Source organism: Streptomyces sp. NPDC026092, assembly GCF_040638605.1.
Lineage (GTDB): Bacteria > Actinomycetota > Actinomycetes > Streptomycetales > Streptomycetaceae > Streptomyces.
The window spans coordinates 114,680-140,106 of record NZ_JBEZYN010000003.1 but is presented as its reverse complement, the minus strand read 5'-3'; the positions used below and the strand labels follow the sequence as shown (position 1 = coordinate 140,106).

21 protein-coding genes are annotated in these 25,427 nt (G+C 74.0%); 11 read left to right on the top strand and 10 right to left on the bottom strand.

All coding sequences use genetic code 11. The annotated features are described in order from the left end of the window. Positions 1 to 38 precede the first annotated feature (38 nt). Positions 39 to 1,250 (top strand): serine-threonine protein kinase, encoded by a 1,212-nt coding sequence (locus AB0F56_RS05590; protein ID WP_362004323.1) that lies wholly within the window; start codon positions 39 to 41, stop codon positions 1,248 to 1,250. A gap of 81 nt (positions 1,251 to 1,331) precedes the next feature. On the opposite strand, the gene AB0F56_RS05585 is transcribed toward AB0F56_RS05590, so the two are convergent. Further along, positions 1,332 to 2,777 carry a hypothetical protein gene (locus tag AB0F56_RS05585; RefSeq protein ID WP_362004320.1) on the bottom strand — a complete coding sequence of 482 codons (1,446 nt, stop codon included), beginning with the start codon at positions 2,775 to 2,777 and terminating at the stop codon, positions 1,332 to 1,334. 123 nt (positions 2,778 to 2,900) lie between these two features. Here AB0F56_RS05585 and AB0F56_RS05580 point away from each other — a divergent pair, with 123 nt between their 5' ends. The 3 genes from AB0F56_RS05580 (at position 2,901) to AB0F56_RS05570 (ending at position 5,482) form a co-directional block, all read left to right on the top strand. Then, positions 2,901 to 3,518, top strand: coding sequence for a hypothetical protein (locus AB0F56_RS05580; RefSeq protein ID WP_362004317.1), 618 nt, complete (start codon positions 2,901 to 2,903; stop codon positions 3,516 to 3,518). Between the two features lie 78 nt (positions 3,519 to 3,596). Further along, positions 3,597 to 4,316 (top strand): 3-keto-5-aminohexanoate cleavage protein, encoded by a 720-nt coding sequence (locus tag AB0F56_RS05575; protein ID WP_362004315.1) that lies wholly within the window; start codon positions 3,597 to 3,599, stop codon positions 4,314 to 4,316. A gap of 95 nt (positions 4,317 to 4,411) precedes the next feature. Continuing rightward, complete coding sequence (locus AB0F56_RS05570; protein ID WP_362004312.1) at positions 4,412 to 5,482, top strand: RNA ligase (ATP); 1,071 nt, start codon at positions 4,412 to 4,414, stop codon at positions 5,480 to 5,482. Positions 5,483 to 5,637: 155 nt separating this feature from the next. On the opposite strand, the gene soxR is transcribed toward AB0F56_RS05570, so the two are convergent. Next, the gene (gene soxR / locus AB0F56_RS05565; RefSeq protein WP_362004310.1) at positions 5,638 to 6,102 is read right to left on the bottom strand and encodes a redox-sensitive transcriptional activator SoxR; all 465 of its coding nucleotides are present in this window, start codon (positions 6,100 to 6,102) and stop codon (positions 5,638 to 5,640) included. A gap of 101 nt (positions 6,103 to 6,203) precedes the next feature. Between soxR and AB0F56_RS05560 the strand changes: the two genes are divergently transcribed. Continuing rightward, positions 6,204 to 6,665: a MaoC family dehydratase gene (locus tag AB0F56_RS05560; protein ID WP_362004307.1), complete on the top strand. Its 462-nt coding sequence runs from the start codon at positions 6,204 to 6,206 to the stop codon at positions 6,663 to 6,665. Here AB0F56_RS05560 and AB0F56_RS05555 read toward each other — a convergent pair. The 3 genes from AB0F56_RS05555 to AB0F56_RS05545 all read right to left on the bottom strand — a co-directional run bounded on the left by AB0F56_RS05555 (position 6,656) and on the right by AB0F56_RS05545 (position 8,856). Continuing rightward, a complete protein-coding gene (locus AB0F56_RS05555) occupies positions 6,656 to 7,282 on the bottom strand; it encodes a TetR/AcrR family transcriptional regulator (RefSeq protein ID WP_362004304.1) in 627 nt (208 codons plus the stop codon). The two genes, AB0F56_RS05560 and AB0F56_RS05555, sit on opposite strands and share 10 nt — an antisense overlap. A gap of 64 nt (positions 7,283 to 7,346) precedes the next feature. Next, positions 7,347 to 7,634, bottom strand: a complete 288-nt coding sequence (locus AB0F56_RS05550; protein WP_362004302.1) for a YiaA/YiaB family inner membrane protein — start codon at positions 7,632 to 7,634, stop codon at positions 7,347 to 7,349. Between the two features lie 70 nt (positions 7,635 to 7,704). Then, a complete protein-coding gene (locus tag AB0F56_RS05545; protein ID WP_362004300.1) occupies positions 7,705 to 8,856 on the bottom strand; it encodes an acyl-CoA dehydrogenase family protein in 1,152 nt (383 codons plus the stop codon). A 73-nt stretch (positions 8,857 to 8,929) separates the two neighbouring features. Between AB0F56_RS05545 and AB0F56_RS05540 the strand changes: the two genes are divergently transcribed. The 3 genes from AB0F56_RS05540 to AB0F56_RS05530 all read left to right on the top strand — a co-directional run bounded on the left by AB0F56_RS05540 (position 8,930) and on the right by AB0F56_RS05530 (position 11,391). Next, positions 8,930 to 9,604: a TetR/AcrR family transcriptional regulator C-terminal domain-containing protein gene (locus tag AB0F56_RS05540; RefSeq protein WP_362004297.1), complete on the top strand. Its 675-nt coding sequence runs from the start codon at positions 8,930 to 8,932 to the stop codon at positions 9,602 to 9,604. 102 nt (positions 9,605 to 9,706) lie between these two features. Continuing rightward, positions 9,707 to 10,402 carry a winged helix-turn-helix domain-containing protein gene (locus tag AB0F56_RS05535; protein WP_362004295.1) on the top strand — a complete coding sequence of 232 codons (696 nt, stop codon included), beginning with the start codon at positions 9,707 to 9,709 and terminating at the stop codon, positions 10,400 to 10,402. A gap of 32 nt (positions 10,403 to 10,434) precedes the next feature. Further along, positions 10,435 to 11,391, top strand: coding sequence for a DMT family transporter (locus AB0F56_RS05530; protein WP_362004294.1), 957 nt, complete (start codon positions 10,435 to 10,437; stop codon positions 11,389 to 11,391). Between the two features lie 13 nt (positions 11,392 to 11,404). On the opposite strand, the gene AB0F56_RS05525 is transcribed toward AB0F56_RS05530, so the two are convergent. The 3 genes from AB0F56_RS05525 to AB0F56_RS05515 form a co-directional block, all read right to left on the bottom strand. Continuing rightward, positions 11,405 to 12,490, bottom strand: a complete 1,086-nt coding sequence (locus tag AB0F56_RS05525; protein WP_362004291.1) for a zinc-binding dehydrogenase — start codon at positions 12,488 to 12,490, stop codon at positions 11,405 to 11,407. 79 nt (positions 12,491 to 12,569) lie between these two features. After that, the gene (locus tag AB0F56_RS05520; protein WP_362004290.1) at positions 12,570 to 13,961 is read right to left on the bottom strand and encodes an aldehyde dehydrogenase family protein; all 1,392 of its coding nucleotides are present in this window, start codon (positions 13,959 to 13,961) and stop codon (positions 12,570 to 12,572) included. 117 nt (positions 13,962 to 14,078) lie between these two features. Continuing rightward, entirely contained in the window at positions 14,079 to 14,552 is a 474-nt protein-coding gene (locus AB0F56_RS05515; RefSeq protein WP_362004287.1) for a DUF3574 domain-containing protein, read from the bottom strand. A 269-nt stretch (positions 14,553 to 14,821) separates the two neighbouring features. On the opposite strand from AB0F56_RS05515, the gene AB0F56_RS05510 reads away from it, so the two are divergent. Genes AB0F56_RS05510 through AB0F56_RS05500 form a run of 3 tightly spaced genes read left to right on the top strand, consistent with a single transcriptional unit; the run spans position 14,822 to position 23,703 of the window. Next, a complete protein-coding gene (locus tag AB0F56_RS05510) occupies positions 14,822 to 17,359 on the top strand; it encodes a S8 family serine peptidase (protein WP_362004285.1) in 2,538 nt (845 codons plus the stop codon). Then, positions 17,356 to 20,244 carry a VCBS repeat-containing protein gene (locus AB0F56_RS05505; protein WP_362004283.1) on the top strand — a complete coding sequence of 963 codons (2,889 nt, stop codon included), beginning with the start codon at positions 17,356 to 17,358 and terminating at the stop codon, positions 20,242 to 20,244. The genes AB0F56_RS05510 and AB0F56_RS05505 overlap by 4 nt, the downstream gene beginning before the upstream one ends. A 54-nt stretch (positions 20,245 to 20,298) precedes the next feature. After that, positions 20,299 to 23,703 carry an AAA family ATPase gene (locus AB0F56_RS05500; protein WP_362004280.1) on the top strand — a complete coding sequence of 1,135 codons (3,405 nt, stop codon included), beginning with the start codon at positions 20,299 to 20,301 and terminating at the stop codon, positions 23,701 to 23,703. On the opposite strand, the gene AB0F56_RS05495 is transcribed toward AB0F56_RS05500, so the two are convergent. Continuing rightward, positions 23,678 to 24,469, bottom strand: a complete 792-nt coding sequence (locus AB0F56_RS05495) for a class F sortase (protein WP_362004278.1) — start codon at positions 24,467 to 24,469, stop codon at positions 23,678 to 23,680. The genes AB0F56_RS05500 and AB0F56_RS05495 overlap by 26 nt on opposite strands. Further along, positions 24,456 to 25,280, bottom strand: a complete 825-nt coding sequence (locus AB0F56_RS05490) for a hypothetical protein (RefSeq protein ID WP_362004275.1) — start codon at positions 25,278 to 25,280, stop codon at positions 24,456 to 24,458. Before AB0F56_RS05490 ends, AB0F56_RS05495 begins: the two co-directional genes overlap by 14 nt. Positions 25,281 to 25,427 lie beyond the last annotated feature (147 nt).

Sequence of the window (25,427 nt, the reverse complement as noted above, 5' to 3'; positions counted from 1 at the left end):
CTCAGAGTGCTTCCTCGACGCGGAGGGACGGGCAGACGATGGCCGGGATGAGTGTGGAGCCGTACCGCGAGATCACCTTCGACAAGGACGGCGACGGTCGGGCGGGCGGGCGCGAGGCGCTCGCCGGCCTGGCCGCCCAAGGGGTCACGGATCTGGTGGTGTTCGCCCACGGGTGGAACAACACCCCTTCCGTGGCGAACGGGTTGTACTCCCGGTTCTTCGCCCCGTTCCCGGACGCCGTGGGACGGGGCGCGCGCGTCGGGTACGCGGGGGTGGTGTGGCCGTCGATGATGTTCTCGGACGAGCCGATCCCCGACTTCGAGTCCGTGGCGGCCGTGCACCCGGGCAAGGAGGCGGTGGTGGGGCGGATCGCGACGCTGCTGGCCGAACAGCCGGACGACGAGGCGGCGTTCGCCGAGTTCGGGACGCTGCTCCGGGCACTGACCGACACCACCGGCGCGCAGGGCTTCCTCGACAGCGGTCGGACCGTGCCCGACTTCCTGCTCGCGGACACGGTGGCGGTCTGCGCGATGTTCACCGACGCGCTGGAGGAGGCGGCGGGTCCTGGCTCCGTACCGACCCCGCGCGAGGCGTTCGGCGGGAGACTGGCGCGGTACTGGAAGGGCGCGAAGGAGGCGCTGCGCCAGGCCACGTACTACACGATGAAGCGACGGGCCGGCGTGGTCGGCGAGCGTGGCCTCGGCCCGCTCCTCGGCGAGGTCGCCCGCTCCTCCCCCGGTCTACGGTTCCACCTCGTCGGCCACAGCTTCGGCGCCCGCCTCGTCGCGTACGCCCTGCGGGGCCTGCCCTCCGGGGCCCGGAACGTGGCGTCGATGACGCTCCTCCAAGGCGCCTTCTCCCACTACGCGTTCGCGGCGCGCCTGCCGCACGACCCGGGGCGGGGCGGCTCCCTGCGCGACCTCCAGCAGCGGGTCCGGGGCCCGGTGGTGGCCTGCTACTCCCGGCACGACACCGCGCTGCGGGTCTTCTACCCCCTGGCCTCCCGCCTGGCCAGGGACGCCGACTCCCTGCTCGGCACCGACAAGCGCTGGATGGCCGTCGGCCACGACGGCATCCAGGCCGTCCCGAACACCCCCGCCCTCCCTCTGCCCCGCGCCCTGCGCGACAGCCTCCCGGCCTCGGGCTGCGTGAGCGTGGACGCGGCGGACGTGGTCGGCGAGCACAGTGACATCTGCCACCCGGAGCTGGCCCGGCTCGTGGTGTCGGCGGGGCGGATCGGGGGGCGGTAGGTCGGGTCCTCGCGTAGGTCAGCTCTCGTGTGAGTCGGCTCTCGCGTCGGTCGGCGCTCGCGTGGCCGGCTCTCGCCTGGCTCAGCTCCCGGGCGCGCGGGCGAGCAGCCGCTCCATCGTCGCCACGGGCAGCGCGGGGTGCGCCGCGGCCGATCGGACGACCCTCGGGTCCGGGTGCGTGAGCAGGTCCTCGACGACGTCCGGCGGCAGGGCGGGGTGCGCCGCGATCGGGCGGACGGCCTTGCGCGCGGGGCCCGCGACCCCGGCCATCCGGCGCAGAGCCGCGCCGGGGCAGCCGGGGTTCTCCGCGACGGCCGCGTACACGGGCGGCCCGTGGCGTTCGACCAGGTCCGTGAGCCGGTCCTCGGTGAGCCCGGGGTGTGGCGCGATGCGCTGGACGACCCCGAGGTCGGCGTCGGAGGCGAGCCGGTCGACGAGGGCGGGCGGAAGGTCGGGGCGGGCGGCGACGAGCGCCCGGACCTGGGCCACCCGGCTCGCCGCCAACTTCGTGAGCTCGGCGTCGGTGGCGGCGAGGATCCGCGGCAGCGGCTCGCGCGGGAGCCGCCGGCGGCCCGCGTCCGCGGTGAGCAGGGCGAGCGGGACGGCCGGGTTCTCCGCGACCGCCAGGCGGACGATGAGATCGGGGTCGTCGGCGAGCCGGAGGAGCAGGGGCGCACCGATGCTCGGGTTGCGGGCGAGGGCCTGCCGTACGTACGCGTCCGGATGGGCCGCCAGGCGCGCGTGGAGGGAGACCGGGAGGTCGGTCCGCTCCGCGATCTCGGCGTGCAGCCAGGCGATCTCGACGTCCTCGGCTTTCCCGGCGTCCTCGACGTCCTCGGCCGCCTTCGCGTCGAGGAAGGCCTCCAGGGCGGCGGGCGGTACGGAGGGGTTGGCGGCCGCCTTGAGCCTGATGCGGCGGACGCCCGGCGTGTGGTCGGCGCAGCCCTCGGCCCGCCGCCGGCAGGCCCCGCAGCTGGTGGGCGCGGGCCGGCCGCCGTCGGCGAGGAGGCCCGCGAGGAGGGAGGGCGGTACGCGGTCGTTGGCCGCGAGGGCCACGCGCACGGGCACGAGGGGGTGGCGGGCGAGTTCCGCGGCGAGGTCGGCGGGCAGCTCGGGAGCCTCCGCGGCCCGCTCGACGACGGTCGGGTCGGGGTCCCGGGCGAGGGCGACCAGGACCTCGGGCGGGAGGCCGGCGTCGAAGGAGGCGAGTTCCCAGCGGACCTCGGGATCCGGGTGACGGGCGAGCTCCCGTATCGCCGCCTCCGGTGCCGTCCCGGCCCTGGCGGCGGCAAGCAGCAGGGTGGGGTCGTCGCGTGGCACCTCGGCCCAGGGGACCTTGCCGTGCGCGACGAGGGTCCAGAGGTCCACGTCGTCGTACGCGCGGAGGGTGCGGGCCTGGGCCTCGGTCAGGTCGTCGCGCCAGGTCAGGGTGGTCCGCACGTCCTCGTCGCCGGCCGCGGCGAGGCGTTCGAACAGGTGCTCAGGCAGCGCCGGATTGGCCGCCAGGCCCTCCCGTACGTTCTGCATCAGACTCCCCCCGCGCGCCTCTGATGGGCCCCATCGAATTTTCGATGGAACACGAAGGGCCGGTCGTTCGTCCATTCCATAACGTCCTTGACGCCGAAGTACGAGCGACGGAGGTGCGGAGCGATGGCGGGTTTCCGGAGTCTTGCGAGACAGGTGCGCGATACCGGGAGTGACACGGCGCTGCGGAGGTATTCGCTGCGCAAGTGCCTGGAGCGGTTCGCGCCGTACGGGCACCGCGCGACCTGGGACCACCTGTGCCACCGGCACAGGTTCGGACCCGAGGACCGGGAGCTCGATCCGGGGCGGCTGGTGGCCGCGCTGGAGGAGCTGGAGGAGGCGCGGGCGGTGTGGCTCGCGTACGAGAAGGAGTTCGCGGCGCGACGGCGGCGCGAGAAGCACGAGGGGCTGCGCCGGCCGGGCGCGCTCGACGACTGGCACCGGCGGACGTGGGGTGGCAACGGGGTCGCGCGCTGCGACGACCCGGCGGTGCATCCCTCGGAGCCGCTGGCCGAGGTGTTGAAACGGCTGATCGCCGCCCTGGAGTCCGCGCCCGGGGACCACTGCCCGGTGTGCGCGGGGGACCGTATCGAGTGGCGGCCGGATCTGGTCGACGAGCCGTGGTTCGGCCCCGTGTGCGGGGCGTGCGGCGTGGTCGTGCCGCGGGCGGTCCTGACGACCGGGGCGCTGGCACGCGCCCGGGGCGGGAGCGGGGCCGAGTCCCGGCTGGCTTCGGTGGCCTGAGGAACGGCGCGTGACGCTTGGTGACGAGCGACCGTGAGGGACGAGCTACGGGGCAACGGGGGACACGGGGGGAACATCGTGATCCAGGTCTGCCTGAACGGGACCCGGGGGCCCGGGGATTCGGCCGCGGTGCCGATGTCGCCCGGTGCGCTGGCGGAGGAGGCCGTGCGGGCGGTCGCGGCGGGGGCGCGGGACGTCCATGTGCACCCCAGGACGCCGTGCGGGAGCGACACGCTGTCGCCCCGGGTCCTCGCGGAGACCCTGACGGCGATCCGGGGAGCCGTCGACGTGCCGGTGGGCGTGACGACGGGCGCCTGGGCCGAGCCCGATCCCGTACGGCGGGTGGAGCGCGTCCGCGCCTGGACGGTCCTGCCCGACCACGCGTCGGTCAACTGGCACGAGCCGGGCGCCGAGGAGCTCGCGGCCGCGCTCCTGGAGCGGGGCGTGGGCGTCGAGGCGGGCCTGTGGTCCGGTACGGAAGGCCCCGCGCGGTTCCTCGGCTCACCGCTGGCGCCCCGGGTGCTGCGGATCCTGGCGGAGGTGACCGACCCGGACGCCGCGACCGCCGAGTCCACGGCCCTCGCGCTCCTGGCGACCCTGGCCGACTCCGCTCACGGAAGGCCGGTCCTCCTCCACGGCGAGGACGCCGGCGCCTGGCCCGTCCTGCGGCTGGCCCGCCGCCTCGGCCTGGACACCCGGATCGGTCTCGAGGACACGCTGCTGCTGCCCGACGGCAGCCGCGCGAGCTCCAACGCCGAGCTCGTCGCGGCCGCGGTCGCGGTCGGCTCGGCCGGCTGAAGGGGCCACGGAGCGCAAATCATTGGCCCGGGACCGTTCCGTTCCCGCAGAGTGTCCTGCGACGAGAACGCCAACCGAGTCTCCGGAGCACTGCCATGTCGACGCTGCGCGTCACCGCCGAAACCCTGGCCGTCCACGCCCATCCGAACGCCGATGCGCTGGAGCTCGCCCAAGTGGGCCTCTACCGCGCCGTCGTGGCGAAGGGCGCGTACCGCAGTGGCGATGTCGCCGTCTACATTCCGGAACAGGCCGTGCTGCCCGCCGAGCTCGTCGACGAACTCGGCCTGACCGGGCGGCTCGCCGGGAAGGCCTCGGACCGCGTCAAGGCGGTGCGGCTTCGCGGTGAGGTGTCGCAGGGCATCGTGTGCCGCCCGAAGGCGCTGGCGGACGTGGACCTGGTCGCGGCGGCCGCCGAAGGGACCGACTTCGCCGAACTGCTCGGGATCACGAAGTGGGTGCCGCCGATCCCGCCGACGATGAGCGGGGACGTGGAGGTCGCGCCCGACCTGCTGCCGTGGGTCGACATCGAGAACCTCCAGCGGTATCCGGGCATCTTCGAGCCCGGTGAGCCGGTGGTCCTGACGGAGAAGCTGCACGGTTCGGCCTGCCTCGCCACGTACTTCGCGGAGGACGGGCGCGTCCAGGTCTCCTCGAAGGGCTTCGGCTCCAAGGGCCTGGCGCTCCAGGAGGACCCGCGGAACCTGTACTGGCGGGCCGTCCTCGGCCACGGCGTCCCCGAGGTCGCGGCGCGGCTCGCCGAGCGCCTGGGCGCCCGCCGGGTCGGGCTGTTCGGCGAGGTCTACGGAGCGGGGGTGCAGGACCTCGGCTACGGCGCCAACGCCCGTGGCGAGGACCTCGGTTACGCGGTCTTCGACGTGTCGGCCGAGATCGACGGCCAGGTGCGGTGGCTGGACCCGGCCGAGGTCCTGGAGGCCGGCGAACTGCCCCTCGTACCGCGGCTCTACACCGGTCCGTACGACCCGGCGACCGTGCTCGAGCTGGCGAGCGGGCGGGAGACCGTGTCCGGGCGCGAGCTGCACCTGCGCGAGGGGGTCGTGATCCGCCCCGTCACGGAGCGGTACAGCCCCGTCCTCGGCGGCCGCGCCATCGCCAAGGCGGTCAGCCCGGCGTACCTGACCCGCAAGGGCGGCACCGAGTACGAGTGACCGGCAGGGAGCCGACGAGACCGAGGGGCCCGTCCACGGGGGTGGCGGGCCCCTCTTCGTCGTCTCCGAACGAGACACCCCCCAGGGAGTGTCCGGAAAGTATGGTCGTCCGCCCGAAGGGCGTCGCGAGCCAGACCAGACTTTCCGGACACGACCTAGGCCTTGCGGCGCTCGCCCATCAGGCGCGAGCCGGTGAGCTGTTCGCCGATCACGTCGTCGGGGTTGGACAGGACGCACTTCCGCAGGGAGAGGCACCCGCAGCCGATGCAGTCGCTCAGATGGTCCCTCAGCCGGCCGAGCTGCTTGATCCGCTCGTCCAGTTCCGTGCGCCACGCCGCCGAGAGCCGTGCCCAGTCCTCGTTGGTGGGCGTGCGCTCCTCGGGGAGTTCGGCGAGCGCGGTACGGATGGTCGCCAGCGGGATGCCGACGCGCTGCGCGGCCCGGATGAAGGCGACCCGGCGGAGGGTGTCACGGTGGTAGCGGCGCTGATTGCCGCTCGTCCGGCGGCTGCAGATCAGACCCTTGGTCTCGTAGAAGTGCAGGGCGGACACCGCGGCTCCGCTACGGGCGGACAGCTGGCCGACGGTGAGTTCGTGAATCTTCTCGGGAATCTGGGGCACCCTTCGCACCCTACTGTCCGTTGACAGCGGGCCCCCCGCCCCACATGCTGAGCAAGCGCTTAGAAACAGGAGTCACAGGTTCACGAAGGGACGAGGGAAACATGGCTGAGCCGAGGATCTTCACCTCCGCCGAGGAGCTGCGTGCCGCCGTCGGCGAGCAACTGGGGCACAGCGACTGGCTGGAGATCGAGCAGAAGCGGATCGACCTGTTCGCCGACGCGACCGGTGACCACCAGTGGATCCACGTGGACCCGGAGCGGGCGGCCGGCGGGCCGTTCGGGAAGACCATCGCGCACGGCTATCTGACGCTCTCGCTGCTGCCCACCCTGGTCCCGCAGATCATGCGCGTCGAGGGCATGAAGATGGGCCTCAACTACGGCACCAACAAGGTCCGTTTCCCCGCCCCCGTACCCGTCGGCTCGCGGCTGCGCGCCGGGGCCGTCCTGACCGAGGTGACGGAGGCCGGCGGCGGCGTCCAGGTGACCGCGACCGTGACGGTGGAGCGCGAGGGCGGCGACAAGCCGGTCTGCGTCGCCGAGTCGGTCTCGCGCTACTACTTCTGAGCGCCGACCATCCGCAGCACGAGGTCGGCGTAGAGCGCGCCGACCTCGTCCGGCGTCCGGCGGCCCTGGGTGTTGAACCAGCGCGAGACGTCGATGCAGAGCGACAGCACCGCGACGGTGGTGCCCGCAACGTCCGGTACGTCGAACTCCCCCGCCGCCACGCCCTCGTTGATGATCCGGCGCACGGTGGCGTCGGACTCCCGGCGCAGCGCCACGATCTCGGTGCGGTGCTCGGGCCCGAGGGCGTCGAGCTCGTACTGGACGACCCGCGCCGTGGTGTGCCGCTCGGCGTGCCAGCGCACGAAGGACCGTACGGCGTCGGCGAGCCGCTCGCCCGCCGTGCCCTCGCCGTCGGCGGCGGCCGTGAGGATCTCCAGGGCCTTGTCGTGGCCGATGCGGCTGATCCGGTGGAGCAGCTCTTCCTTGGTCTTGTAGTGGATGTAGAGCGCGGCCGGGCTCATGCCGGCGCGGCCGGCGATGTCCCGGGTCGTGGTGGCGTGGTAGCCGCGCTCGGCGAACGCCTCGACGGCCGCGACGAGCAGCCGCCGGGCCGCCTCGGGCGTGACCTCGCCCCACGGCGCGTCCTCGCCGCCGGGCGTCTCCTCAGCGACGCTCATGGTTCGCCCCTTCTCCAGCCGTCAGGACGAACACCATACAACGAAGCTGAGCAAGCGCTTAGACTCAGAGCTTCTGGAACGGGTCGTGCTCGGCGAGGAGCTTCTCCAGCCGGGCCTGGTCGACCCGGCTCACGATCTGCCCCGCCTCCTGCCGGTCGCGGACGACCTTGGCGAGGGTGAAGGCGGAGGTCGTGAGATAGAGGACCGCGATGGCGAGGAAGGACCGCACCCAGGCGTCCGCCTCCAGGTTGAAGATGCCGATGCCCACGGCCGCGAGCGCGAGCCCGAAGGAGATGACGGCCTGCATGTAGTAGGCGGCCGTGTTCTGCTGCTTGACCGGTGTGTCGCTCATGGCCCAAGCATCCGGCGGATGTGGCGCGGGCCACATCCGTCCGGATACTCAGCCGCGCTCCGCGAGGTACTCAGAACGCGGACACGCCCGTCAGCGCCCGCCCGATGATCAGCTTCTGGATCTGGCTCGTGCCCTCGTACAGCGTCATCACACGCGCGTCGCGCAGCAGCTTGCCGACCGGGTACTCGTCGATGTAGCCGTAACCGCCGAAGACCTGGAGGGCGTTGTTCGCCGCGCGCACGGCGGCCTCGGAGGCGTACAGCTTGGCCTTGGAGGCGGCGGTGGCGAAGTCCTGGCCCCGGTCGATCAGGTCGGCGACCCGCCAGGTCAGCAGCCGAGCGGCGTCCACGTCGACGGCGATGTCGCTGATCAGCTCCTGCACCAGCTGGTACGAGGCGATGGGCTTGCCGAACTGCTCGCGCTCCCCGGCGTATCGCACGGCGGCGTCGAGGGCGGCCTGCGCGATGCCGACGCAGCCGGCGGCGACCGACATCCGCCCCTTGGCGAGGGCGGACATGGCGACGGAGAAGCCCTTGCCCTCGGGGCCGAGCATCGCGGAGGCGGGGACGCGTACGTCCTCCAGGACCAGTTCGGCGGTCGCCTGGCCGCGCAGCCCGAGCTTGCCGTGGATGGTGCGGCGGGTGAGGCCGGGGGTGTCGGTGGGGACGAGGAAGGCGGAGACGCCCTTGTGGCCGGGGGCGTCCCCCGTACGGGCGAAGAGCAGGACCACGTCCGCCCAGGTGCCGTTGGTGATGAACATCTTCGAGCCGTTGACGACGTACGCGTCCCCGTGGCGTACGGCCCGGGTGGCGAGGTTGCCGGCGTCCGAGCCGGTACCGGGCTCGGTCAGACCGAAGCAGCCGAGGGCCTCGCCGGAGGCGAGCAGGGGCAGCCAGCTCCGCTTCTGCTCCTCGTCACCCCAGGAGGCGATGGTCTTGGCGACGAGGCCGAGGGAGACGGAGACGATGCCGCGCACGGAGGAGTCGCCGCGGCCGAGCTCCTCGGTGACGAGGCAGTAGGAGAGGTGGTCGCCGCCCGAACCGCCGTACTCCTCCGGGATCGTCAGGCCGAGGAAGCCGACGGATCCCAGCTTCTTCACGATCGACCGGTCGACGTTCTCGGCCCGGTCCCACGCGACCACGTGCGGGGCGACCTCGCGGGCGACGAAGTCCTCGGCGAGCTGCCGCACGGCTTCCTGTTCCTCGCTGAGCTCCAGGTTCACGACGCCACCGACCTTCGGGGAAGACTTTAATTAGCACTGCTAGTTTCTGCTGCGCAGGCCTACTATGTGCGCCATGGCCCGACCGCGCAAGCCCCTCCTGAGCAGAGAACGCATCGTCGAGACGGCGAGCGCGCTCGTGGACGCCGAGGGCCTCGCGGCGCTCTCGACCCGGCGGCTCGCGGCCGAACTCGGAGTGAGCGGACCGTCCCTGTACAACCACTTCCGCACCAAGGACGAGATCCTGGACGCGGTCGCCGACGCGGTCAGCGCGAAAGTCGACCTGTCGATGTTCGAGGAGGGCGACGACCGCGACTGGCGTACGGCCCTGCACGACTGGGCGGCCTCCTACCGCGCCGCCCTCGCCGACCACCCGAACATCGTCCCCGTCCTCGCCCAGGGCCCGGGCCGCCGACCGGCGGGCCTGCGGGTCGCCGACGCGGTCTTCGGCGCGATGGTCCGGGCCGGCTGGCCCCCGGCGCAGGCGACGTACATCGGCGCGCTGATGCGCTACTTCGTGACCGGTTCGGCCCTGGGCTCCTTCGCCCGCGGCTTCGTCGACGACGAGACGGCCTACGACCCGGCCGACTATCCCCACCTCGGCCAGGCGCACCTGCTCGCGGAACACCGTCAGAAGGTCGACGAGGGCGCCTTCGACACGGGCCTGCGGGCGCTCCTCGACGGGCTGACGATGCAGTACGAGGCGGGAGTGGCCCGGGGAGAAGCGGGAGTGGCCCGGGGGAAGCGGTAGCGGCCCGGGAGGAAACGGGAACGGCCCCGGGGGAAAGCGGTAGCGGCCCGGGGGAAGGACGGTTCGGCCGTCGCCGAACCGTAGTCGCGCGATCCTGGACGCATGGCATCCAAAGACCTGGCCGCGCTCGCGGCGCTCTTCGCCGACGAGACCCGTGCCGCCTTCGTGCTCGCGCTGCTCGACGGGCGGGCCTGGACCGCCGGGGAGTTGGCGCGCCACGCGCGCGTGGCGCCGTCGACCGCCAGTGAGCACCTCGGGAAGCTCGTCGCGGGCGGGGTGCTCGCGGAGGAGCGGCAGGGGCGGCACCGGTACGTCCGGCTCGCCGACCCGGGGGTCGCCCATCTCGTGGAGGACCTCGCCGCCCGCTCCGAGCCGGCAAGCACAGCACCGCCGCCGACACTCGGCGCTGCGGGGGCCGGGCGGGCGATGGCCCGGGGGCGTACCTGCTACGACCATCTCGCGGGGCGGCTCGGGATCACGATCACCGAGGCCATGACCGCGCGCGGACTGCTGCGCCAGGACACCGGGTTCGCGCTCACCGACCGGGGCGTGGAGTGGTTCGGGGAGCACGGCATCCCGCTGGCGCCCCGGGGCCGGCGGCCGCTCGCCCGCGGCTGTCTCGACTGGACCGAACGCAAGCCGCATCTCGCGGGCATCGCGGGCGCGACGCTCTGCGCCCATGCCCTGGACAGCGGCTGGTGCGTACGGATCGGCTCGCAGCGCGCGGTGAAGGTGACCCCCGTCGGGGAGCGCGCGCTCCAGGAGGCGCTGGGCATCGACCCGGCGATATTGCGGTGAGCGCCGAAGGGTCCGGGGCCTACGGTCACCCCATGACCGACTCCCCCGCCACGTCCGCCGCGTCCCCCGCGTCCCACGCCGGCTCACGCCTGGCGCTCGCCGCCGCCGGTGTCACCGTCGTCCTGTGGGCCTCCGCCTTCGTCTCGATCCGCAGCGCCGGGGAGGCCTACTCCCCCGGCGCGCTCGCCCTCGGCCGGCTCCTCTCCGGGGCCCTGGTCCTCGGCGTGGTCCTGCTGGTCCGCCGGGAGGGCCTGCCGCCCCGGGCGGCGTGGCCGGGGATCGCGGTCTCCGGGGTCCTGTGGTTCGGCGCGTACATGGTGGCGCTCAACTGGGGCGAGCAGGAGGTCGACGCGGGCACGGCCGCGATGGTCGTGAACATCGGGCCGATCCTGATCGCCCTGCTCGGCGCCCGGTTCCTCGGCGAGAAGCTGCCGCCCCGGCTGGTCGCGGGCATGGCGGTGTCCTTCGCGGGCGCGGTGGCGGTCGGGCTCTCCATGTCGGGCGAGGGGCACGCCTCCGTGCTCGGCGTCGTGCTCTGCCTGGTCGCGGCGATCGCGTACGCGGGTGGTGTCGTCGCCCAGAAGCCCGCCCTCGCGCACGGCAGCGCCCTGCAGGTCACGACCTTCGGGTGCCTCGTCGGCGCGGTCGCGTGTCTGCCCTTCGCCGGGCAGCTGGTCGACGAGGCGGCCCGGGCGCCGCTCTCGGCGACCCTGAACATGGTGTACCTCGGGGTGTTCCCGACCGCGCTCGCCTTCACGACCTGGGCCTACGCCCTGGCCCGTACGACCGCGGGCCGGATGGGCGCGACCACGTACGCCGTACCGGCGCTCGTGGTCCTCATGGCGTGGGTGTTCCTCGGGGAGCTGCCCGGGCTGCTGACGCTCGCGGGCGGTGCGCTGTGCCTGGCGGGTGTGGCGGTCTCGCGCTCCCGGCCGAAGCCTGCACAGAAGGCCGCGGTCGGGAGCGCGGAGCTCGGCGGGCGCCGCTAGAACACGAAGGCCGCTAGAAGACCACCAGCGCCCGGCCGCCCTTGCCCGCGAGCATGTTGTCGAAGGCGCCCGGGATGCCGTCCAGGGTGATGCGTTCGGTGACCAGCGCGCCCAGGTCGAGGCGGCCGGCCCGGATGTGCTCGGCGAGCACGGGCAGGTCCTTGGCCGGGTCGGAGTTCCCGTACACGCAGCCGGACAGCGTCCGGCCCCAGTGGAAGAGCTCCAGGGCGTGGAAGGTGACCTCCTGGTCCTTGCCGCCGATACCGACGACCGTGGTGCGGCCGCCGCGCCGGGTGGAGTCCCAGGCGGTACGGATGGTGGTGGCGCGGCCCACGCACTCGACGGCCACGTCGGCGCCCTGGCCGCCCGTCAGCTTCCGGACCTCCTTGGCGGTGGTCGCGGAGGCGACGACGTACTCGGTCGCCCCGGCCGCCCGGGCCAGGGCCTCCTTCTCGGGCGAGACGTCCACGGCGATGATCGTCGAGGCGCCCGCGATCCGGGCGGCCTGGATCGTGGCGAGGCCGACGCCGCCGACGCCGTACACGACGACGGTCTCGCCCTGCCGGACCCGCGCCGAGTGGTGGATCGCGCCCCAGCCGGTGAGGACGGCGCAGCCGAGGAGGGCCGCGTCGGTGAGCGGGACGCCGTCCGGGACGGGCAGGACGCACTTCGCCGCGACGACGGTCTCCTCGGCGAAGGCGGCCACGTTGAGCCCGGGGTGGAGGTCGGTGCCGTCCTCGGTGGTGGCGTGGATGTTCCCGGCGCCGGTCAGCGCGTCGGCGCAGAGCCAGACCTCGCCGAGCGAGCACGGGTGGCAGGCGCCGCAGGACGGCGCCCAGTTGAGGACCACGCCGTCGCCGACGGCGACGTGCGTGACGCCCTCGCCGACGGCGACGACCGTCCCGGCGCCCTCGTGGCCGAGGACGGCGGGGACGGGCACACGCATGGTGCCGTTGGAGAGGGAGAGGTCGGAGTGGCAGACCCCGGCGGCGGCGAGGCGGACCCTGACCTGGCCGGGGCCGGGCTCGGGCAGCCGTATCCCGGCGATCTCCAGGGGAGAGCCGACGGCGGGCAGGAAGGCGGCGCGGACCACGCTCATGACGCGTCTTGCTCCTCAGGTCCAGGGGAGAGTCGGAAAGGGGTCGGAACTGTCAGTACTGGCAGAACGGTCGGAACTGTCAGAACTGGAGGGACTTGGTCTGGAGGTACTCGGAGAGGCCGTGCGCCCCGAGTTCGCGCCCCACGCCCGACTGCTTGTAGCCGCCGAACGGGGCCAGCGGGTTGAAGCGGCCGCCGTTGATGTCGACCTGGCCGGTGTCCATGCGGCGGGCGAAGGCGACGGCCGCCTCCGGCTCGCCCCAGACGGCGCCCCCGAGTCCGTACACCGTCCCGTTGGCGATGGCGAGGGCGTCGTCCTCGTCCTCGTACCGCAGGATCGAGACGACCGGGCCGAAGATCTCCTCCTGGGCGATGGTCATGTCCGGGGTGACGTCGGCGAAGACCGTCGGGGAGACGTAGTAGCCGGTCTCGCGCGGGGCCTCGGGGCCGCCCGCGACGATCCGGGCGCCCTCCTCGACGCCCTTCTCGATGTAGCCGCGCACGCGCTGCTGCTGCTTGGCGTTGACGAGCGGGCCGACGCGCTCGCCGGGGACGTACTTCGCGACGGCCTCGGCGGCCAGCGCCACCGCCTCGTCGTACTGGTCGCGGTGGACCAGCATCCGGGTCCAGGCGCTGCACGTCTGGCCCGAGTTGGCCATGACGTTGGCGATGCCGACGGCGACGGCCTTGCCGAGGTCGGCGCTCGGCAGGATGACGTTGGCGGACTTGCCGCCGAGCTCCAGGGCGACCCGCTTGACCGCGCCGCCCGCGAGGGCGCCGATCCGGCGGCCGACGGCGGTCGAGCCGGTGAAGGAGACGAGGTCGACGTCCGGGTGCTCGGCGAGCGCCTGCCCGGCGACCGGGCCGAGCCCGGTGACCAGGTTGAAGACCCCGGCCGGGAGGCCCGCGCCGTGGACCGCCTCGGCGAAGAGCTGGGCGGTCAGCGGGGTGTCCTCGGCGGGCTTCAGGACGACGGTGCAGCCGGCCGCGAGTGCGGGGGCGACCTTGGCGACGATCTGGTGGAGCGGGTAGTTCCACGGGGTGATCGCGGCGACGACGCCGACCGGCTCGGAGTAGACGGTCGAGTTGCCGACCTTCTCCTCGAAGGAGTGGGCGGCGGCGAGTTCGGCGTACGTACCCGCCACGGCGATCGGCAGGCCCGCGTGGACGGCGGACGCGAGCTGCGGTGGCGCGCCGAGCTCGGCCGTGACCGTGGCGGCGATCTCCTCGGCGCGGGCGGCGAGGCCGTCGCGGAGGGCGCCGATCAGCTTGGCGCGCTCGGCGGGCGGGGTGGCGGCCCAGCCGGGGAAGGCCGCGCGGGCGGCCCGTACGGCCGTGTCGACGTCCTCGGCGTTACCGGCCGGCACATGGGCGATGACCTGCTCGTCCGCCGGGTTGACGACCGGGAGGGTGTCCTGGGACGCGGCGGGCCGCCACTCCCCGCCGATGTACATCGCGTCGTGGCTCTTCATCCGCTGCTCCTTCGGTTCCTGGGTTCTTCCGTCTTCGTCAGCGGCCGGTACGGCACGCGCCATCCGGCACCAAACTAGCGCTGTTAGTTTTTCAGCGCCAGAGCCGCCCTCCCCCGCTCAGAAGTCGGCCATGGTCGGCTCGTCGAGCCGGGCCACCGACTCCTGCCCGAAGGCCTTCCGGTACGCGTCCCTGACCTCCTCGATCCGCGGGTCGTGCACCCGCGCCTCCGACGCCGGGTAGAGCAGGATCAGCTCGTACGAGCGCTCCCGCTCGATGGTCCCGTTCTTGTCGCGCCACTGTCCACGCCCGTTCTGGACAGTAAGACCGGCCGGAAAGCCAGGGGTCACCTCGGCGTCGACGAAGGCCATGAACTGCTCGTCGGTGACGGCCGGGCCGCCGTCGGGCCGCTCGGTCCCGAAGAAGAGCCGGGTCTCGACGTACGCCTTGCCCCGCGCCTGCGCGGTGACGGCGGCCCGCGCGGGGGTCTCCGCGCCGAGGGTGGCGTACGCGGTGGGGGCGCCGGCGGCGATCAGGAGTCCGGCGGTGGCGAAGGCGACACGCGTACGGGTGGTCAGCGGGCGCAGCGGCATGGACACGTCCTTCGTGAGGCGGGTTCGGATTCGGGGGTCGGGTTCGGGCTCGGGGGTCGGCGGTCGGCGGTCGGCGGTCGGCGGTCGGGTGCAGGTTCGCGGACTCCGGTTCGGCCCCGGGCGGTGCGGGGCTCAGTAATTCCCCAGTAACGGACCAGTTCTAGCGTCCCGGCCGAGCCCGCCCCGCCACCTCCGTGCTCCCACCCCCGGGAACGACGGGGAGGCGGGGCGTCGGCTTCCCCCGTACCAGCGATGGAGGAGCCACCCACATGCATCGCAGATCCACCGCCTGGGCCGCGGTCGCCGTCACGGCGGCGGCCCTGCTCGGCGCGCCGTCCGCGGCGGCCGCCCCAGGGAAGACCACCGCATCCCCCGGGTCGACGGCCGTCGCGCAGGTCGATCCGGGCGTGACAGCCACCGTCGACTCCGGCCGGGACGCCACGTTCTTCGTCGTCCTCGCCGACCGGGCCGACCTCTCGGGCGCGCGGAAGCAGCGCGGGCACGAGAAGAAGGCCGCCGCCGCGTTCGCGTCGCTGCGCGCCGGGGCCGCCCGCAGTCAGTCCTCCCTGACCCGCTATCTGGACCGGGCGAAGGTCGGGTACGAGGCGTACTGGATCGCCAACGCCGTGAAGGTGACGGGCGGCAAGGACCTCGTCGAGAAGCTCGCCGCCCGCCCCGACGTGGCGTCCATCCGCCAGGAGCGGCACTACGCGCTCGACACCGTCGCCCAGGGCGCGGTCACCGCCGAGGCGGCCGTCACCGCGGAGTGGGGCGTCAAGGACATCAAGGCCGACCAGGTCTGGGAGCGGTACGACAACCGCGGCGAGGGCATCGTCGTCGCGAACATCGACTCGGGCGTGCAGTACGACCACCCGGACCTGAAGGGCAATTACCGGGGCAACCTCGGGGACGGCACCTTCAGCCACGACTACAACTGGTACGACCCGACCGGCCAGTGCACGGGCGGCGCGCCCTGCGACAACAACGGCCACGGCACCCACACCATGGGCACGATCGCGGGAGCGGGCGGCGTCGGCGTCGCCCCGGGCGCGACGTGGATCGCCGCCAAGGGCTGCGAGGCCCGCAGCTGTTCGGACTCCTCGCTGCTGAAGTCCGGGCAGTGGATCCTCGCGCCGACGGACCGCAACGGCGAGAACCCGCGCCCCGATCTCGCCCCGGACATCGTCAACAACTCCTGGGGCGGCGGGAACACCACCTTCTACCAGGACATCATCGAGTCCTGGAACGCCGCCGGCATCTTCGAGGCCTTCGCCGCGGGCAACGCGGGCAACGGCACCACCTGTTCGACCACGGAGGCCCCCGGCGCCCAGGCCCCGGCCTACGGCGTCGGCGCCTACGACGTGAACGGGAAGATCGCGGCCTTCTCCGGCTTCGGCCCCTCCCGGGTCGACGGCTCGATGAAGCCGAACATCTCCGCCCCCGGTGTCGACGTCCGCTCCACCTGGCCGGGCAGCGGCTATCGCGCCATCTCGGGTACGTCGATGGCCACCCCGCACGTCGCGGGCGCCGTCGCGCTGCTCTGGTCCTCGGCCCCGTCCCTCATCGGGAACATCGACGCCACCCGTGCCGCCCTGAACACCACCGCGCGGGACGTCGACGACACCCACTGCGGCGGCACCGCCGGCGCCAACAACGTCTGGGGCGAGGGCAAGCTGGACATCCTCGCCGCCGTCGACCGGGCCCCGCACAGCGCGGCCACCGTCACCGGCACGGTCACCGACCGCGCGACCGGCGCCCCGCTCGCCGGCGTGACCCTGACCGCCCGCGCCGGGGACGGCCGACGTTCGGTGACCACCGACGCGTCGGGCGCCTACCGGCTCACCCTGGCCGCGGGGACGTACAGCCTCTCCGCCACCGGATACGGCTACCGGCCCGCCACCGAGGAGAACCTGACCGTCACCACCGGCCAGAGCCTGGGCCGCGACCTCGCCCTGGACGCCGTACCGGCGCACGCCGTCTCCGGCACGGTCCTCGACGTCACGGGCAAGCCGCTGAAGGGCGCCACCGTCCGCTTCACCGACGCCCCGCTCGCGCCGGTCGTGACCGACGCCGCCGGAGCGTTCCGCTTCCCGGCGGTCGCCGAGGGCGCCTTCACCCTCACCGCGACCCCGGCCGCGCCCGTCCTCTGCAACGGCACGCACACGGCAGCCCTGACCGTGGACGGCGCCGAGAACGTGACCGCCGCGCTGCCCGCCCGCAGCGACGCCTTCGGCAACAGCTGCCGGCCGACCGCGTACGCCTGGGTCGACGGGAAGACCGAGGTCGCCCTCTCCGGTGACGAGAACGCGAAGGCGCTCGCCCTGCCCTTCCCGGTCTCGTTCTACGGCGTCCCGTACAGCCAGGCGAGCGTGACCACCAACGGTCTGGTCAACTTCCTCGCCCCGCGCCTCGGCGACTACGCCAACACCGCGCTGCCCTCGCCGGGCCGGCCCGACGGCATCCTGGCCGCGTACTGGGACGACCTGACGGTCGACGCCAAGTCCGCGGTCAAGACGACGACCACGGGCGCGACCGGACAGCGGCGGTTCGCGATCGTCTGGGAGAACGCGGCCTTCGCCGCCGACACCGGTCGGCGCGTCACCTTCGAGGCCGTCTTCGAGGAGGCGACCGGCGCGATCGTCCTCCAGTACCAGTCGATCGGCGCCGGATCCGCCCTGGAGGCGGGCGGCAGGGCGACCGTCGGCATCGAGAACCAGGCCGGCACCGACGCCCTCCCGTTCTCCTTCAACGAGCCCGTGATCGCCGACAGGTCCGCGATCCGCATCACCCCGAAGGCGGTCCGATGACTTCCCCGACGCACCCGGCTTCCCCCTCCCGCTCCCGGCGGGCGGTGCGCCTCGCCTCCGCCCTGGTCGCGGCCGGTCTCGCGCTCACCGCGCTGCCCGCCACCACCGCGTACGCCGAGGCCGAACCGTCCCCGCGGGTCCTGACCGACGCCCAGGCCGACGCCCTGGAGCAGCGCGCCCTCGAAGCCGCCGAGCCGGAGCAGGTCACGCCGGAGGCGGCCGCTCCGGAAGGCGGTGGCCGGGCGGCCCTCACCGCGGCCCCGGCGGCCGGAGGCGTCACCCTCACCCAGGCCTCCGCCCTGGAGACCTACCGCGGTCAGGTCGAGACCGCCCAACTCGGCGGCGGACGCGGCGACTTCCTCGCCGTGCACAGCCTCGGCACGGTCACCCGGCTCACCACCTCCGGTCGTACCGTGTGGAAGCGGGACAACGACTCCCTCTACGCCGACTGGCAGGTCAAGAACATCCGCCCCTGGCAGGGCGAGGCGGTCCCGGCGCGGATCACGCTCGGGTACCACGCGAACAGCCCGTTCGCGGACTTCGCCGACCGGGGCTGGTCGCAGGGCGACCTGACGGGCGACGGGGTCGCGGACATCGTCTTCACGGCGGACGTGGGCACCAGCCCGTACCGGCCGTTCACCTCGCCTGGTTCGCCGCTGTCCACCGGTACGTTCGTGACCGTCCTCGACGGCCGGACCGGGGTCACGCTCTGGAGCCGGCTCTTCGCCGACGCCCAGCAGGTGGTCCTCTCGGGCGACACCCTGCTCGTCGCCGACCAGCCCTCGACCAACCTGAACGCGGACAAGGCGGCCACGACAGCCCTGCACGCCTTCCGCTTCGGATACGCGGAGGGGAAGCTGACCCCGACGGCGACCTGGACGTACGAGACGGGGCAGCGCGACGGCCGGTGGTCCTCGGTCACGCCGCTGACCGGTGGGGCGGCGGCCGTGTCCTGGCACGTCCGCAAGACGCCGACGGCGCCCGCCGAGAGCCACACGCTCGTGCTGAACACGTCCGACGGCTCGGTGCGTTGGCGGACGGACGGGAGCCTGTACGGCCGTGAGACTCTGCACGACTCCTCCCGTGGCCGCCTGGTGGCCCTGGAGCAGTCCGACTACCGCGACGGGCTGCGGTACGAGATCGCCTCGTACGACCTCGCCGACGGCACCCGGACCGTCCTGGACGAGCGGATCAACGCCGTCGGCACCGAGCTGGCCGTCGGCGAGCTCCGGGACGGCGGCGGCGTCGAGTACGCGGTCGCCGAGGCCACCCTCGACGAGTACCTCTTCGTCAACGCGGCCACCGTGCGCGCCCTGCGGGGCACGGATGCGACCGAGCTGTGGTCGCAGACGGTCAAGCGCGCCGAGGACTACGCCAAGGACGGCGATTCGGCGCTCGGCCTGGAGATCGCGGACGGCACGGTGCTCGCCTCGTACGTGACGACCGAGGGTGCCGAGAGGTCCGCCAACCCGGGCGCCTCCCGCTACGGCACGCTGACCGCGCTGAACGGCCGTGACGGTGGCGTCCGTTGGTCGAGGACGGGCGTGGCGGCGTCGCCGCTGTACTCCCAGCCGTACCGCTCGGGCGGCGACTGGCTGGTGCGGACGGTCGACAACGAGCAGAACATCCGCTCGTACCGGCTCGGCAACGGGCGTGAGAGCGCGCTCACTCCGCTCCCGGCCGATCTGTCCACGGGTATCGCGGTGGACGTGAACGGCGACGGCCGCAAGGACGTGGTGGCGGCCGGTCAGTCGCAAGGCATGTGGGCGTTCGACGGGCCCTCGCTCGCGGCCGGGAAGCCTCGGGTGTTGTGGCAGGCCACGCTGCCGGGATCGGTGACCGGGGACATCGTGCTCGGTGACACGGACGGCGACGGGCGCGAGGACGATCTGGTGGTCGCGGCCGACGCGGCGGCGGTGATCGTGGACGCCCGGACGGGCGCGGTGCGCGAGGAGATCGACGGGCACGGGCGGTTCGTCCGCTCGGTGGCGGTCGCCGACCTCGACGGGGACCGGGACGACGAGGTGCTGGTGCCGACGGACGCCGTACGGGCGTACAGCGGCGGTGGGCGGCTCCTGTGGTCGTACGCCCCCGCGGGCGCCGGCCCGGTCGTCTTCTCGGACCTCGCGGTGGCCGACGGCCGGGTGATGGGCTCGTACCAGACCCCGGGCTCCCTCGACACCGGCGGGATCGTCAACGGCATGGCGCTGGAGGCCCGGACGGGCCGGCTCGCCTGGACCGCCGACCCGACCTGGACGGGCGACGCCGACACCCGGATCCACGCGGCCCAGCTCCACCACGGGGTCTACGCCTCGCCCCGCATCCCGTACGCCGACGGGCACGCGGTGGTCCACTCCTGGCTCGTGACGGAGGGCGAGTCCCTGACCACGTTCTTCGAGTTCCGGGACGTACGGACGGGCAAGGTCGTGGGGACGGCCACGGGTGGCGGTGCGTGGACCGTCGGGAACTGGTTCACCGGCGACGAGGGACTGGTCCTCGCCGGCACGGCCTCCTTCCGTACCTACGCGGCGGACGGCGGCGAGCACCTGACGCTGACCCTGCCGACGGTGCACCGGGGCGCGTTCGCGACCGGGCCCGGCGGGCGCCGGCTGCTGGTCGGCGGGACGGAGGGCGCGACCTACATCTGGGACCCCGCCGTGCTCACGGGCGGCCGGAACTACCCGAACCAGCTGACGAGTCTGGCGCGGTACGCCTCGCAGAACCTGATCGTGGCGGACCTGACCGGTGACGGGGTGGACGAGATCGTCGGCCTGGACAAGGACGACACCGGTTTCGACCGGACGATCGAGCTGTCCGGCGGCCGCTACCTGCTGTCGGACAACAACCTGCATGGGATGGTGACGGGTGTTCTGACCGCTCCCTGACGAGCGGAAGCACTCGCTCCGGCCCTGGGGGCGCCCATTAGAGTGGGCGCCCTCATGGGCGATGACATATCAGCGGACGCGCCCCCGTCGCTGCGGGTGCGCCTCCTCGGCGGGTTCGGTGTCGACCGGGACGGCGGGCCGCCGCTGGCCGAGCGGTGGCCGCGCCCGAGCGCCCGGACGCTGGTGAAGCTGCTCGCCGTCTCGCCGGGCCATCGGCTCCACCGTGAGCAGGCCATGGAGATCTGCTGGCCGGACGCGGATCCGCAGGCGGCGCTCGGCAGTCTGCGGGTCGCGCTGCACACGGCCCGTCGGGCGCTCGAACCCGAACTGCCGCCCCGCGCGGCCTCCTCCTATCTGACCGGCGAGGGTTCCCTGCTGTGGCTCGATCCGCGGACGGTACGGATCGACGCCGACGAGGCCGAGGCGCTGGCGGAGGCCGCCCTCGCCGACGGCGGCCGCGCCGCACTGGCCTCGGCCCTCGACGCGTTCACGGGCGAACTGCTCCCGGAGGACCGCTACGCCCCCTGGGCCGAGGCACGCAGGGCCCGCCTCTCCGCCCTGCGCGAGCGCACACTCCTGGCGCTCGCGGAGGCCCATCTGACCGCCGGGGCACCGGAGGAGGCGGTGCCGGCGGCCGAGCGGGTCCTGGCCTCGGCCCCGGCGGAGGAGGGCGCGCACCGGATCCTCATCGCGGCGTATCTCCGGCAGGGGCTGCGGCGGCGGGCGGTGGCTCAGTACCACCTGTGCCGGGAGGCACTGGACGCGGAGTTCGGCGTGCGGCCCGGTGGAGACACGGAGCGGCTGCACCGACAGGCCCTCGCCGCGCCCGCGCCGTCCTCCCGGAAGGTGCGCCCCACGCTGCCCGCCGTGGTGCGCCGCCCGCCCGCCTCTCCCCTGCGCGGCCGCGACGAGGTGCTTGCCGGGCTGCTCGCCCCCGCCGCGCCGCCCGTGCTCCTGGTCACCGGTGAGGCGGGCCTGGGCAAGACCCGCCTCGTCGGCGACGCGGCCCGCAGGGCGGCCGAGGAGGGGACGGCCGTCCTGTGGGGGGCGGGCCACGACGCGGAGGGGCACACTCCGTACGGTCCGTTCGCCGAGGCCCTGGACGGCTGGCTGGCGGACCGGCCGGCGTCGGAGCGGGCCCGTGCGGGCGCCGAGTATCCCGAACTGGCCGCGCTCCTGCCCTCCTTGGGCCGGGTGCGACCGGTGTCGGGACGCAGTCCCGAGGAGGAGCGGGACCGGCTGTTCCGGGCGGCTGCCGGGCTGCTCGGGGAACTGGCGGCCGAGCGGCCCGTGATGCTGGTGCTGGACGACCTCCACGCGGCGGACGCGGGCTCGTTCCAGCTCCTCAGCCATCTTGCGCGCCGGGCCCGCGAGGCCGGAAGGGGTTGGCGATTCCTCGCCACCGTCCGCCCCGAGGAGCTCCCGGCCTCCGATCCCCGCCGCCACACGCTCGACGCGCTGGCCCGCCAGTCGCTCGCGGTCACGGTGGAGCTGCCCCGGCTGAGCCGCGAGGCCTGTCTCGCCCTGACGGCGGACGTGCTCGCGGACCCGGCGCGGGATTCCGGGGCGGACGATGCCGGTGCCGCACCTGGCGCCGGGACCGTACCGGAGCGGGTGTGGGCGCTGTCGCTCGGCAACCCGCTCTTCGCCTGCGAACTGGCCCGCGCGGTACGGGAGGGCGGCGACGGCCGGGCCGGCGCCCCCGAGACCGTACGGCAGTTGGTCGCGGAACGCCTCGGGCGGCTCGGCGGCGCGGCCCGCCGCGTGGTCGAGGTGGTCGCCGTGGCCGGCCAGGACGCGGCGCTCGCCGAGGTCCTCGACGTGGCCCGGCGGGGCGGCCACCCCCGCCTTTCGGCCGCCGAGGCCACCGAGGCGGTGGACGCAGCCGTCGCCGCGTCCGTGGTCGAGGAACGGGTCGTCGTCGCCGAGGGCAGGCCGGCGGCCGGGCTCGCCTTCCGCCATCCCCTGGTCCGGCTGACCTGCTACGAAGGCCTGTCCACGGCCCGGCGCAGGCTGCTGCACTCGGCGTACGCGGAGGCGGTGCTGCGCCGCAGGCCGGAGGCGGTCGACACGCTCGCCGCCCATCTGACCCGCGCCGACGACCCGCGCGCCACCGGCTATCTGCGCCAGGCCGCCGAACGAGCGGCCGCCCTGTACGCCAACGACACGGCCGACCGTTACTACGCCGAACTCACCGAGCGCCTCGACGCCCTGGCCGCGGAGTCGGCGCGGGCGCGGATCGACCGCAGCGCCGTCCTGCGCCGGATGGGCCGCTTCGAGGAGGCGGCCCGGCTCCTCACCGAGGCGCGCGCGGAGCTGCGGCGGCGGGGCGACCGGGACGGCGAGGTCCTGGCGACCGCCAGGCTGGCCGAGTTGATGACGAAGACCCGGAGCACCGACGAGGGGCTGCGGCTGCTCGACTCCTGCCCGCCCGGGCCCGGCACCCCGGCGGCGACGGCGAGCGCGCACCATCTGGCGCGCGGGGTGCTGTGTTTCGTCGCGGGGCGGTACGAGGACGGGGTGGCGGCCGCACGGGCCGCCGAGGAATCGGCGCAGGAGGTGGACGCCCCGGAGCGGCGCGCTCTGCTGGCCCGCGCGCTGGCGGCGCGGGCGACCTCGCTCGGTCTCGCGGGCCGGTTCGGGGAGGCGGGGCCGGTCGCCGACGACGCGCTGCCGCACGCCGAGGCGTACGGCGACGCCCAGTTGCTCGCCTCGGTCCTCTCGGTGCTGCGGGAGACCGCCCGCCGGGCCGGGCGGCTGCGGGAGGCGATCGCGACGGGCCTGCGTGCCCTGGACCTCGCCGAACGCTCGGGCGACCCGACGGCGTCGGTCTTCGAGCGGGCCAACCTCGCCGAGCTGCACCTTCTGGTGGAGGAGACCGCCGAGGCGCGGGAGCTGGCGGAGACGGCGGTACGGGACGCGGAGCCGGGCAGCGTGTGGTGCGCCCCGTACGCGCGCGTGGCGCTGGCGCGCGTACGGATGCGGATGGCGGAGCCGGGGGCTGTCGCGCTCCTGGACGCCGCCGAGCGGACGGCGCGGGCGCAGGGCGACCACCAGGCGCGGCAGGAGGTGCGCTCGGCGCGCGCCGAGTGGGCGATCCGGGAGGACCGGCCGCGTGAGGCCCTCGCGCTCCTGGCGGAGAGCCGGGAGCCCGGCACCGCGCATCTGACGGCCTGGGCCCACCTGGCGTGCGGGCGCGCCGGGGAGGCGGCCGCGGTGGCCGGCGCGGAGGTGGCGCGGGCGGAGCGGGCCGGGGAGCGGCTCTCGGAGACGGAGGCTCGCGCCGCGCACGCCGCCGCCCTGGCTGCCCTCGGCCGCGCGGCCGAGGCGGCGGAGGGGTTCGACAGGGCGGCGGCGTTGGCGGCGGAACTGCCGTATCCGGCGGGTGCGCTCCGGGTGGCGCGGGCGCGCGGGAAGGCGGGCGGCGCGTCGCTCAGATCGTCCGGGCGACGTCCGTGAGATGCGCGAAGACGACGATGTTCGACGCGTAGCCCTTCTTGGCGTCGAAGGAACCACCGCAGGTGAGCAGCCGCAGTTCGGGGCGGCCCGTGGAGCCGTATACCTCCTGGTCGGGGAACTCCTCCTTCGTGTAGGTCTGCACCTTGTCGACCTTGAAGACGGCGACCTTGCCGTCCGCACGGGCGATCCGGACGGTGTTGCCGGGGGCGAGCGAGTCGAGGTTGAGGAAGATCGCGGGCCCCGTGCGCGTGTCGCGGTGGCCCACGACGACCGCGGTGCCGAGCTCGCCGGGGGCCGGACCGCGCGCGTACCAGCCGACGATCCGCGGGTTCTCGATCGGGGGTGAGCCGAGCTGCCCGGCCCCGTCGAGGCCCAGGTCCATGACCGGGGCCTCGATGGTGATCGCCGGGATGGCGAGGTTGGTGGCGCGCGAGCGGGTCAGGGGCGCGGGCGACGGCGCGGGCCTGGCCGGGACCGGCTTGGGCCGTGCCTCGGCCGACGCGCGCGTGTCCCGGTCCTTCGCCGGACCGTCGGACCTCGTCTCGGCCTTCGGCTTCTGGTCGCGCGCGCGCCCGGCTTCGCCGCCGGGCGCGCCCTGGTCCACCGCGCGCGTGGCCGCGGCGGCGGCCGCCGACGGGTCGGACGGTTCGTCGTCCGAGGCCCACCAGATGCCGCCGCCGACCAGTGACAGGGTCACCACCACGGTTCGCGCGAGCCGGAGGAGGCGCCGCTGCCTGCGCGTGGTGCGGGACCTACGACTCGCCATGCGTACGGCGTCGGTTCCGACGTACGAGGATCAGGCCCGCCGTGCCCGCGAGGCCCGCGGCGAGGGCCGCTCCGACTCCGAAGGCGGAGCCGTCGTCGGAGGGCGTCGCGTCCGCCGCGCCGCCGCCGCCGGCGCCGACCGGACCCTGCGGGGGCTTGTGCCAGGGCTTCTGGGTGGTGCCGTTGCCGCCGGTCTCGGTGCCGCTGTTGCCGTTGCCGCCGTTCCAGCCGCTGCCGCCGCTGCCGCCGTTCCCTCCGTTACCGCCGTTTCCGCCTCCGTTGCTTCCGTTGTTGTTCGGTGGGGGCGCGGTGGCGCTGGGGCTGGCGGTGCTGCCGTTTCCGTTGCCGCCGTTGCCGTTCCCGCCGTTCTCACCGCCGCCGTTCGGTGGCGGGTTGGTGACGTCGCCGAGGCAGTTGACGGTGAAGTTCTTGCTCTTCTTGGCGCCGAGCTGGCCCACCCAGCTCCATTCGAGCCGGTACCTGCCGTCGGGCAGCTCCATGTCCGCGGTGAAGCCGTCGCCTTCGGCGTTGATGGCGATGTCGCCTTCCTTGACCGGGCTGACCTTGTTCTCGGGGACGATCTCCCAGTGGACCGAGAGCAGGTCGTCGAAGTTGAAGGCCGCGAAGTGGAACCGGCAGACTCTGGGGTGGTTGCTCTGATTGGGTTCGGCCGTGCCCTCACGGTGGACCTTGATGTCGCCGTTGTCGCCGGGTGCCGCGTAGGCGGCGGGTGCGCCGGCCAGAGCGACGGCTCCGAGGGCGATCGACGCGGCGGCGACGGACAGCAGGGGACGTACTGTCAGAGCGGTCATGCGGGGGTTCCTCCAGTCATGAAGACACAGACGATCAACCGATAATCGGACTATGTGTCATAACGGGAATACGGAGAGTGGCAACAACGCCGTGCCACCCTCCGTTTTTCACTCCCCCAGCGGAGGCCGGGTCACCCTGCGTGCCCC

Bases quoted from the DNA above. Each gene is read 5' to 3' on its own strand.
- AB0F56_RS05590 (WP_362004323.1), top strand. From the start codon at position 39: ATGGCCGGGATGAGTGTGGAGCCGTACCGCGAGATCACCTTCGACAAG.
- AB0F56_RS05585 (WP_362004320.1), bottom strand. From the start codon at position 2,777: ATGCAGAACGTACGGGAGGGCCTGGCGGCCAATCCGGCGCTGCCTGAG.
- AB0F56_RS05580 (WP_362004317.1), top strand. From the start codon at position 2,901: ATGGCGGGTTTCCGGAGTCTTGCGAGACAGGTGCGCGATACCGGGAGT.
- AB0F56_RS05570 (WP_362004312.1), top strand. From the start codon at position 4,412: ATGTCGACGCTGCGCGTCACCGCCGAAACCCTGGCCGTCCACGCCCAT.
- AB0F56_RS05560 (WP_362004307.1), top strand. From the start codon at position 6,204: ATGGCTGAGCCGAGGATCTTCACCTCCGCCGAGGAGCTGCGTGCCGCC.
- AB0F56_RS05555 (WP_362004304.1), bottom strand. From the start codon at position 7,282: ATGAGCGTCGCTGAGGAGACGCCCGGCGGCGAGGACGCGCCGTGGGGC.
- AB0F56_RS05550 (WP_362004302.1), bottom strand. From the start codon at position 7,634: ATGAGCGACACACCGGTCAAGCAGCAGAACACGGCCGCCTACTACATG.
- AB0F56_RS05540 (WP_362004297.1), top strand. From the start codon at position 8,930: ATGGCCCGACCGCGCAAGCCCCTCCTGAGCAGAGAACGCATCGTCGAG.
- AB0F56_RS05535 (WP_362004295.1), top strand. From the start codon at position 9,707: ATGGCATCCAAAGACCTGGCCGCGCTCGCGGCGCTCTTCGCCGACGAG.
- AB0F56_RS05530 (WP_362004294.1), top strand. From the start codon at position 10,435: ATGACCGACTCCCCCGCCACGTCCGCCGCGTCCCCCGCGTCCCACGCC.
- AB0F56_RS05525 (WP_362004291.1), bottom strand. From the start codon at position 12,490: ATGAGCGTGGTCCGCGCCGCCTTCCTGCCCGCCGTCGGCTCTCCCCTG.
- AB0F56_RS05520 (WP_362004290.1), bottom strand. From the start codon at position 13,961: ATGAAGAGCCACGACGCGATGTACATCGGCGGGGAGTGGCGGCCCGCC.
- AB0F56_RS05515 (WP_362004287.1), bottom strand. From the start codon at position 14,552: ATGCCGCTGCGCCCGCTGACCACCCGTACGCGTGTCGCCTTCGCCACC.
- AB0F56_RS05510 (WP_362004285.1), top strand. From the start codon at position 14,822: ATGCATCGCAGATCCACCGCCTGGGCCGCGGTCGCCGTCACGGCGGCG.
- AB0F56_RS05505 (WP_362004283.1), top strand. From the start codon at position 17,356: ATGACTTCCCCGACGCACCCGGCTTCCCCCTCCCGCTCCCGGCGGGCG.
- AB0F56_RS05500 (WP_362004280.1), top strand. From the start codon at position 20,299: ATGGGCGATGACATATCAGCGGACGCGCCCCCGTCGCTGCGGGTGCGC.
- AB0F56_RS05495 (WP_362004278.1), bottom strand. From the start codon at position 24,469: ATGGCGAGTCGTAGGTCCCGCACCACGCGCAGGCAGCGGCGCCTCCTC.
- AB0F56_RS05490 (WP_362004275.1), bottom strand. From the start codon at position 25,280: ATGACCGCTCTGACAGTACGTCCCCTGCTGTCCGTCGCCGCCGCGTCG.